General features: G+C 38.4%; 12 protein-coding genes and 1 pseudogene. 6 read left to right on the forward strand and 7 right to left on the reverse strand.

What is annotated here, in order from left to right:
* The 6 genes and pseudogenes from ACFIJJ_RS08515 to ACFIJJ_RS08540 all read left to right on the forward strand — a co-directional run.
* The coding region (locus tag ACFIJJ_RS08515) for an HNH/ENDO VII family nuclease (RefSeq protein ID WP_375646637.1) at positions 1 to 648 on the forward strand (648 nt) is incomplete at its 5' end.
* Positions 649 to 699: 51 nt separating this feature from the next.
* Positions 700 to 1,269, forward strand: a complete 570-nt coding sequence (locus tag ACFIJJ_RS08520) for an SMI1/KNR4 family protein (protein WP_375646638.1) — start codon at positions 700 to 702, stop codon at positions 1,267 to 1,269.
* Positions 1,270 to 1,321: 52 nt separating this feature from the next.
* On the forward strand, positions 1,322 to 1,795 hold the full coding sequence (locus ACFIJJ_RS08525) for an SMI1/KNR4 family protein (protein ID WP_375630697.1): 474 nt from the start codon (positions 1,322 to 1,324) through the stop codon (positions 1,793 to 1,795).
* Positions 1,792 to 2,079 (forward strand): annotated as a pseudogene (locus ACFIJJ_RS08530) (SMI1/KNR4 family protein); the annotation flags it as partial. The gene ACFIJJ_RS08525 and the pseudogene ACFIJJ_RS08530, both read left to right, overlap by 4 nt.
* 201 nt (positions 2,080 to 2,280) lie before the next feature.
* The gene (locus ACFIJJ_RS08535; RefSeq protein WP_375630534.1) at positions 2,281 to 2,562 is read left to right on the forward strand and encodes a type II toxin-antitoxin system RelE/ParE family toxin; all 282 of its coding nucleotides are present in this window, start codon (positions 2,281 to 2,283) and stop codon (positions 2,560 to 2,562) included.
* Between the two features lie 17 nt (positions 2,563 to 2,579).
* A complete protein-coding gene (locus ACFIJJ_RS08540; protein WP_375646640.1) occupies positions 2,580 to 2,879 on the forward strand; it encodes a HigA family addiction module antitoxin in 300 nt (99 codons plus the stop codon).
* Between the two features lie 52 nt (positions 2,880 to 2,931).
* Here the strand turns inward: ACFIJJ_RS08540 and ACFIJJ_RS08545 are convergent, their stop codons facing one another.
* The 7 genes from ACFIJJ_RS08545 to ACFIJJ_RS08575 all read right to left on the reverse strand — a co-directional run bounded on the left by ACFIJJ_RS08545 (position 2,932) and on the right by ACFIJJ_RS08575 (position 7,893).
* The gene (locus tag ACFIJJ_RS08545) at positions 2,932 to 3,969 is read right to left on the reverse strand and encodes a tyrosine-type recombinase/integrase (protein ID WP_375646641.1); all 1,038 of its coding nucleotides are present in this window, start codon (positions 3,967 to 3,969) and stop codon (positions 2,932 to 2,934) included.
* A gap of 2 nt (positions 3,970 to 3,971) precedes the next feature.
* A complete protein-coding gene (locus ACFIJJ_RS08550; RefSeq protein WP_375631397.1) occupies positions 3,972 to 4,220 on the reverse strand; it encodes a hypothetical protein in 249 nt (82 codons plus the stop codon).
* A 130-nt stretch (positions 4,221 to 4,350) separates the two neighbouring features.
* Positions 4,351 to 4,962: a hypothetical protein gene (locus tag ACFIJJ_RS08555; RefSeq protein ID WP_375613895.1), complete on the reverse strand. Its 612-nt coding sequence runs from the start codon at positions 4,960 to 4,962 to the stop codon at positions 4,351 to 4,353.
* Between the two features lie 8 nt (positions 4,963 to 4,970).
* On the reverse strand, positions 4,971 to 5,519 hold the full coding sequence (locus ACFIJJ_RS08560) for a hypothetical protein (protein ID WP_375646642.1): 549 nt from the start codon (positions 5,517 to 5,519) through the stop codon (positions 4,971 to 4,973).
* Positions 5,516 to 6,364, reverse strand: a complete 849-nt coding sequence (locus tag ACFIJJ_RS08565; RefSeq protein WP_375613897.1) for a hypothetical protein — start codon at positions 6,362 to 6,364, stop codon at positions 5,516 to 5,518. The genes ACFIJJ_RS08560 and ACFIJJ_RS08565 overlap by 4 nt, the downstream gene beginning before the upstream one ends.
* A gap of 109 nt (positions 6,365 to 6,473) precedes the next feature.
* A complete protein-coding gene (locus ACFIJJ_RS08570) occupies positions 6,474 to 7,097 on the reverse strand; it encodes a lambda exonuclease family protein (RefSeq protein WP_375613898.1) in 624 nt (207 codons plus the stop codon).
* A gap of 1 nt (position 7,098) precedes the next feature.
* Entirely contained in the window at positions 7,099 to 7,893 is a 795-nt protein-coding gene (locus ACFIJJ_RS08575; protein WP_375646644.1) for an ERF family protein, read from the reverse strand.
* Between the last annotated feature and the right edge of the window lie 297 nt (positions 7,894 to 8,190).

Consider the following 8,190-nt stretch of genomic DNA (forward strand, 5'->3'; position numbering starts at 1 on the left):
GGAGCAGCCAAGGGAGCTATAAATCTTGGCAACAAGGCTGTGATCAAGTTCATTGCTAGGAAAGATTTTGCCCAATTTGCTTCCAAGAAAAATCTTGCAGAACTTGCAGCTCAAGGAGATCCTGACAAACTTGCGGCGAGGAAAGAACTGACCAAACTTGCTGCTAAAGAAAAAAAGAAGTGGTTAAAAAAGAAACCTACTAAATTTACCGATAGCAAATTTGGACAGACTAACAAAGCCTATCAGAGAGATGATTTGTTTGATCCTAATAAAAGGGTTAACTGGATGGAAAACAAAAAAGAAATGTGGGGCACTAATATTGATAGAATGGAAACAAGAAGAGCACCGATAGGATTTGATGGTCAGCCTGTTGAGTTGCATCACCTAAAGCAAACACATGAGGGTCCCATAGCAGAAATTGGCAGTAAAGATCATAACAAATATAATTCCGTGATTCATGCTCCTTCTAAAACACATCAATCGCTTATAGAGAGAGACAAGTTTGGTAAGTGGAGAGAGGAATATTGGAAGGAACGCGCTAAAGGATATAGAGAACAAACAAACAATAATTTAGGAGGAATAATTGATATGAAATGGAGTATCATAGGGATAGATTTTGACAGATGGGGACAGGAGCATCGGCAGTAAATGCTCTACGGTTAATTGAAAAGAGAAAAAAGAAATTTGGAGAAATAATTGATGAAAACCTATACCTTAGATGATGTTTTAGAATTAGTTGATAAATATAATGGTGATATTATCAATTTTGGTACTGAAGATGATGCAGTTGGTGATTTCGTGATTGAAAAGGCGGAGAAAGCTCTCGGTTTACAATTTACATCGTCTTACAAGAGTTTTTTAGAACATTGTAAAGGCGGGGACATTGGTGGTGAAGAAATCTATAGTCTTTATGATAATCCTATGGGTATTCCTGCTGGTGATATTGTTTTTCAGAACTTAAATGATAGAAAACGTGGTTTTGTGACAGCAGAACAGCTTATCGTGTGTGAAGCTGATTTTGATGAAACCTTTTACTTTGATTATACGCAGTTTCGAGATGGAGAATGTCCAATCTATGTTATGTTTCCATTGGATAATTGCGAATATTACGCCAGTAATTTTTATGAATTCCTTTGCAAAAGAATTAAAGTACACGTGGGAGAAGAGATACCTGAAGGTGAACAACCGATTGAAAAGACTGAGAACACTCCCACTCCGCAACCTATACCTTTTTACAAGAGTTTTTGGAAAAAACTATGGAAGAGGTGAAATTGATAGAGGAAATATGGAGCGTTTATAACGCACGTTTTGAGGATCATCTATGAAAACCTACACTTTAGATGATGTTGCAGTATTAATTGATAAATATAATGATATTATCAATTTTGGTACTGCAAAAAATGCGGTTGATGATCTACAGATTGAAAAGGCGGAGAAAGCTCTCGGTTTACAATTTACAACTTCTTATAAGGATTTTTTAAAAAATTATAAGGGAGGAGAAATTGGTTATGAGGAAATTTTTAGCATTTATAACGCAAGTTTTGAGGATCATCCTGCTGGTGATATTGTGCATAAAAACTTATATCATAGGAAACATGGTTTTGCGACATTAGAACAGCTTGTTGTCAGTAGAACTGATTTTGGTGAGACATTTTACTTTGATTATACTCAGTTTCAGGATGGTGAATGCCCACTCTACGTCAAGATCCCATCTGGAGCGTCACATTATTATGCAAGTAATTTTTATGAATTTCTCTGTAAAAGAATTATGGAACATGCAGGGGAAGATTCATGAAAACCTATACCTTAGATGATGTTACAGTATTAGTTGATAAATATGAAGGTGATATTGTCAATTTTTGTTCTGAAGAAAATGCGGTTGGTGATCTCGTGATTGAAAAGGCGGAGAAAACTCTCGGTTTACAATTTACATCGTCTTACAAGAGTTTTTTAAAACATTATAAAGGCGGGGACATTGGTGGTGATGAAATCTATAGTCTTTATGAGAATCCTGTAGGTATTCCTGCTGGTGATATTGTTTTCCAAAACTTCAATGATAGAAGGGGTGGGAATGCTACATTTATATGCAATCAATAACTTATATAAAGGTAAGGGAATTTTAATTCCATTGATTTTATTAACTTATTTTATGTCTATCCCGAACTTTTTTATAGCTTATTCTCAATCATTTTATCCAAATATGTAATCAGATTTTCCAGTATCTTACTTGACTCTTATTTTTATAAATCGTATAGTAATAGTATACGATAAGGGGTGCTAATGGCAATTGTGAGTTTCAGACATAAGGGCTTAAAATTATTTTATACAACAGGTTCCACAAAAGCTATTCTACCAGATCACGTAAAGAAATTACGCGTTATCTTAACGGCTTTAACAAGTGCTACCACGCCCGAAATGTTGAAAGCACCTGCCTTTAAAATGCATCCTCTTAAAGGTGAACTTACAGGATACTATTCTATATGGGTGAATGGAAATTGGCGTGTTACTTTTCGCTTTATAGGAACAGATGTGGAGCTTGTTGATTATCAAGATTACCATTGATGAAAGGAACGAAAATAATGATGCATAACCCCGCACATCCGGGCGAAGTTCTAAAAGTAGCTTTCTTAGACGAAATGGGGATAACAATACAAAAGTTAGCTAATCATCTCCATATGACAAGAGCTTCTCTATCAAGAGTGATTAACGGACATGCCTCTATGAGTACCGAACTTGCAGTGAAATTAGAACTAGCTGGTTTTAGTAAAGCGAAATTTTGGCTGGATATGCAAACAAATTATAATTTATGGCAAACAATGCAACAGACACAACCACCTATTTCTCCTCTGGTTTCTGAAGCATATCAAACGTCGCTTTGATTTCGTTTATAATTTTGACGGGGCTTTAGTTTTTTAGCTTCCGCCCGTTGCTCTAACCTTTTTGAAGTTTTTTAATGGCTTCTATTGCAAGGCGCTTTCTATCGGCTGTTTTGGTATAAAGAGATGCCATTTTATCTTCTGTCCAGCCAAAAAGCGCTTTCATTTGCGAAACTGTCGCACCAGCATTGGCTGCACGTGTTGCTGCTAATTTTCGCAATCCGTGCGCTGATTTTTTAATACCCGCCGCATTACATGCTTCACGAAAGAGGTTGCCAAAACTTTCTTTGACAAGCTTATTTCCACCTTTTCCGCAAATGAATGTTTCATCACCTATGGGACCAATTTTAAGAGTTTCTGCGAGTTCTGGTAAAATAGGAAGAAAAACATCTGTTTTAAATTGGCTCTTTTCTGTTTTGAGATGAATGATATTATCTTTGACATCTTTCCAACCGATACGAACGGCATCTCCACGGCGCAAGCCCGTATAAAGAAGCACATCAACCCATACGCGTTCATGGGTACCAATAGCCCATTGTTTATAATATTTATCGATATCCTCTTCTAGCCATGGCGCTAATCCTTCGCTGTTAAGAGATTTTGGTGCTTTTATATTAAAAGCAGGATTTCTGTTTAAAAGAGCATTATCAACCGCCCAATTAAAGAGACCGTTTAAAGAGGTCAAAAAATGTTTTGCCGCTGCGGGAGTCTCGCGTCTTCTTTCTACTGCCTCAAGAATGTGTTGTTTATCTATACTTTTATAAGAGCGATCACCAATATGTTTAGAAATATTGTTCAGAATTCTATACTTAACTTTTTTAGTAGATTCTGATTGATTATGCCATTGCATGCTTTGTAAATATTGATGCAACAACCAATCGAAAGAGCCCTCTACAAGTCTGGTTTGTTTTCTTTTCTTGGAGGTGCCATTTTGCGCTTGCTTAAGAGCAAGCGTATAATTATCGACAAACTCTTGCGTTCCATAGGTTCCTTCAATCCGAAATCGTGGTCCATGACCAATACGTACATACCATATAACTTTACCATGGCGTGTACGTTCACGAACAAGATGCGGTGGATGGCGTTTTGGCATGGCTAAAACTTTATACCGTCGACAGAACGACAAGTTTTGCTGGTCTCGTAGTCTTCTTGTTCATTTTCAAGTGGTGGAAAATCGTCAATGCTATAAGTATTATCTGTCGTTGTTGGTGTTATTGTTTTATTGATATGAATTAATAATTCCCCTGTAGGTTTGATTTCTATGAGTTCACATCCTTGTTTTTTAGCTTCTCTTAAAGCACGAGCAATAGCTGGTTGCGTGATAGTAGGTGGGCGGTGTGGCATGTTTATTCTCCTTCATTTTAGATGTAATTCACCCGTGGCGTGAATCACGCTGGTGTTTAAAAGTTGGTTTTTCGGTGTTAGAAACGGCTTATAGAGAGACTATAAGATTAGTAGTTCGTATTTTTTTCCATTATTGCCTCTCGCCCGTTGTGATGATTTCATCATTGATGATCTCTGCGTTTCCATGAATAAATGCATAACCATAGATTTTGGCATTTCCCCCAACTTTTGCTCTGATGGAAATCAATGAACTGTCATAAATTTTAGCATTTCCATAAATTTTAGCTTTTCCACTAATAAATGCACCACCGGAAACTTGTGCATTCTCGTAGATTTGTGCACTGGCAAAAACACGAGCATGTCCAAAAATCTGCGCATTGCCAAAAATATTAGTTTCTCCGGTAACAGATGCACTACCAAAAACACATGCATTTTCGTAAATATCAGCAATGTTATCAATATAAGCATCACCAAAAACCTTGGCTTTGTCATAAACTCTTGCATGACCATCCACACGAGCGTTTCCATAAACATGTGCATCACCAAAAACCTTGGCATAACCATAGACTTTTGCATCATCGCCTACCCAGCAATTGTCATCATGACTTAGATTGTCTTCTTTTTGTATAAAACCGCCTAGGTCATCTGCTTTAACATCATCAAAATCCCTTAAAGCACGAATACGGTGAAGGGTTTTGCCATCAAACACAATTGTTTCATCAGTGATCTCGTATTTTTTCATCTGGTTTGTTACCTAGTTGAGATTCTTTTATCGCCATCAATCCAGTCGTCCCAACATACACATGCTTCACCGTAAATTTTTGCATGACCGTAAACATGCGCATCACCGGAAACTTCTGCATTGCCGTAAACACGCGCCCTATCGTAAATGTATGGCTCTTCGTAAACTTGTGCATTGCCATAAACTTCTGCATTATCAAAAACGCTAGGTTCACCGCAAATATATGCATCACCGTAAATTTCTGCATGACCGTAAATGCATGGTTCATCGAAAACTTCTGCTTTGCCATAAATACGAGAATTGCCGTAAACATGTGCATAACCGTAAACTTGTGCATTTTCGTAAACCTTAGCATCACCAAAAACCTTGGCATAACCATAGACTTTTGCATAATCCCCAATCCAGCAATTGCCATCATGACTTAGATTGTCTTCTTTCTCGATATAGCCGCCAAGATCACCTTTCTTGACGTCCCCCAAATCTCTCAGTGCACGAATGCGGCGGAGCGTTCTGCGCCCAACTTCGATTGTTTCATCAGTCAGTTCATATTTTTTCATCTGGTCTTTTCTCCAGTGGATATGGCGTTATAGTCATCAACGTGTGCGCTACGGTAAACTTCTGCATCACCGTAAACTTTTGCTTCTCCGTAAATTTCTGCCTTATCGTAAACACGTGCTTCATCGAAAACGCGTGCATCATTGTAAACTTTTGCACGCCCATGAACATGTGCATTGCCAAAAACCAAGGCATCACCAAAAACCTTGGCATAACCATAAACCTCTGCATTATGGGAAACGCATGCATTACCGTAAACTTCTGCATGATCATAAATTTTAGCATCACCATAAATCCTTGCACTATCGCCTACATGTCCGTCTTTAACTTTTGCATTGCCATAAACTTCTGCCTTATCGGAAACATATGCATAACTGTAAACATGTGCATTTTCTAAAACTTTTGCATAATCGTAAACGCGTGCACAACCGTAAACCTCTGCCTTATCGTAAACACGTGCTTCATCGAAAACGCGTGCACAATCGTAAACCTCTGCCCTGCCGTAAACGCATGCCTCACCGTAAACTTTTGCTTCTCCATAAATTTCTGCACGACCGTAAACGCGCGCTTCATCGAAAACGTGTGCGCTCTCGTAAACATGTGCATTATCGGAAACTTTTGCTTCATCGAAAACAAGTGCATTGCCATAAACACGGGCATCTCCAAAAACACAAGCCTTATACCAAATCCAACAATTGCCCTCATGGGATAAGTTGCCTTCATGTTCTATAAGACCGCCTAGGTCGTCTGCTTTAATACCACCAAAGTCTCGTAAGGCACGAATGCGGTGGAGAGTTTTGCCATCAACCTCAGTTGTTTCATCAGTAAGTTCGTATTTCTTTTCCATGGTTTATTTCCTTGATTTGCGTACAATCCACCCGTAGCGTGAAGCACGCATGTGTTGAAAGTGTTAGGAAAGGGTGGGGGTGCTGGGAGGAGAGAGCACCCCCATAGGTTTAAGCAGCTTTTGCCAAAATCTTTTCCATCTCTTGTTCTATTTCCCCTAAAAAGATTTCGACAGCTTTATTAATCTCTTCAATGTATTGCTCATCACGGTTGATGCGTTTGATTTTCATTCTCAAACCAGTAGATCTGCCTACAAAGTTTGGATTATAGCTCATGAAATGACACCATTTGCGTCCTGTGCACGCCATTTGGAATTGCATTTGTGCGATATATTCAGGCTTGATTTCGTCATATATAAAGAAGCGCAAATGCGTGGTTGATTGTGGGCATTTGACTTCGATTAAACCGTCCTCTCCAATGAACCCATCAGGACTAGCCCCCGCCATTTCCATTTTTGGGTGGGGGATAAACCCGCATCTTGTGACTTCTGCGTCATAAATGAATTCATATTCTCTCAAGGCATTCTCTTCATGTTCAATGCCCCATTGCATAGCCGCGGTTGTATAAGATTGGCTTATTTCACCTATTAAGCGTTCTGTCATGAGTTTGATTTTGTAGTCTTCATATTTGCTTGTAGGCAAACCTTTTGCTGTCTTACTGAGTATATTGTAAACGTTTGAAGCAGTGACTTTTCCTAAGCGCGCTTGAAACCATTCTGCTGTTCTTTGTTCCATCTCACACCGCCATTCCCTGTTCGTGTGGCGTTTCTATATCGGCATCTTGTATAGTAGAATCTGTTTCTACCTTTTGCCTATTTTGTTTATCTTTCAAAAGATGTAATACCGTTTGTGCTTGTCCTTCAGACATATCGTCGAGCTTTTTGACGTTGACATAAGCAAGTATTTTTTCTTCTTCTGTTTGGGTTTGTACGACAAGTCTTCTGATTTCATTGATCTGTTGTGGAAAAGCCTTTTTAAGAGGTGTGTTCCCATCCGTATCGTCATCTTCACTCACGACATTAAGAAGCATACCTAACAGATATCTGCGTGCGTATGTGATTGCAGAACCAACCGATTGTATATTTGATTTGCATCCTTTAGTGTCATAAGGAAACTTTTCTTCTGTTGAGATTTTATTTCCAGACGGATGCGTCAAAGTCATTTCTATAATTATATTGTCTGAACTCTGTTCTTTGATACGAGAAAACAAAGCAAATCGGTGTTTTGCAAGAGTGTTTTTTACAGCATCAATGTACTGGTCAAGGGTTGCATATTGGCTGTTTGTATGGGTGTTTGTAGAGTTTTTTTGTATTTTTTGATATTCTATTTGCATATTCGAAAGATCACTGGCAAATCTTTCGTAGTTTTGTCGTTCTATTTCTTTTTCTCGTAAGGCAATGAGACGCTCGAGACGGTCCATATCGACGTCATTTTCTAAGGCTCTGTTTAAAATACGTTCCATAGCAGTTTGTTTAACCGCTAAGTGATGCGTTTCTTCAATTTCTGTTAGGTTAGTGTTTAGTTCACTCATCTTGATTTCCTCCTATTTGAGCGCAATTCCCCCGTGGCGTGAATCACGCTGGTGTTAAAATCTTTGTTTTTGTTGCTAGAAACGGCTTATAGAGATACTATAAGATTAGTCGTTCGTATTTCTTTTCCATAATTGTTGCTTTTAATGCATGCTTTGTCTTTTAAGCTCTTGAGACAGCACACCAATTCCTTTTGCTGTAATTTTTGCGCAAGGAATGACTTTTTCTATTCCACTTGCGGTTTGAAGTGTGATAGTTGGACAATCCATAAGTTTCTTTTGGATTTTGTCTTGATACGG

This window comes from Bartonella sp. TT29SHDZB (genome assembly GCF_042193395.1).
Lineage (GTDB): Bacteria > Pseudomonadota > Alphaproteobacteria > Rhizobiales > Rhizobiaceae > Bartonella.

Bases quoted from the DNA above. Each gene is read 5' to 3' on its own strand.
- ACFIJJ_RS08570 (WP_375613898.1), bottom strand. From the start codon at position 7,097: ATGGAACAAAGAACAGCAGAATGGTTTCAAGCGCGCTTAGGAAAAGTC.
- ACFIJJ_RS08560 (WP_375646642.1), bottom strand. From the start codon at position 5,519: ATGAAAAAATATGAACTGACTGATGAAACAATCGAAGTTGGGCGCAGA.
- ACFIJJ_RS08525 (WP_375630697.1), top strand. From the start codon at position 1,322: ATGAAAACCTACACTTTAGATGATGTTGCAGTATTAATTGATAAATAT.
- ACFIJJ_RS08535 (WP_375630534.1), top strand. From the start codon at position 2,281: ATGGCAATTGTGAGTTTCAGACATAAGGGCTTAAAATTATTTTATACA.
- ACFIJJ_RS08550 (WP_375631397.1), bottom strand. From the start codon at position 4,220: ATGCCACACCGCCCACCTACTATCACGCAACCAGCTATTGCTCGTGCT.
- ACFIJJ_RS08575 (WP_375646644.1), bottom strand. From the start codon at position 7,893: ATGAGTGAACTAAACACTAACCTAACAGAAATTGAAGAAACGCATCAC.
- ACFIJJ_RS08520 (WP_375646638.1), top strand. From the start codon at position 700: ATGAAAACCTATACCTTAGATGATGTTTTAGAATTAGTTGATAAATAT.
- ACFIJJ_RS08555 (WP_375613895.1), bottom strand. From the start codon at position 4,962: ATGAAAAAATACGAGATCACTGATGAAACAATTGTGTTTGATGGCAAA.
- ACFIJJ_RS08545 (WP_375646641.1), bottom strand. From the start codon at position 3,969: ATGCCAAAACGCCATCCACCGCATCTTGTTCGTGAACGTACACGCCAT.
- ACFIJJ_RS08565 (WP_375613897.1), bottom strand. From the start codon at position 6,364: ATGGAAAAGAAATACGAACTTACTGATGAAACAACTGAGGTTGATGGC.
- ACFIJJ_RS08540 (WP_375646640.1), top strand. From the start codon at position 2,580: ATGATGCATAACCCCGCACATCCGGGCGAAGTTCTAAAAGTAGCTTTC.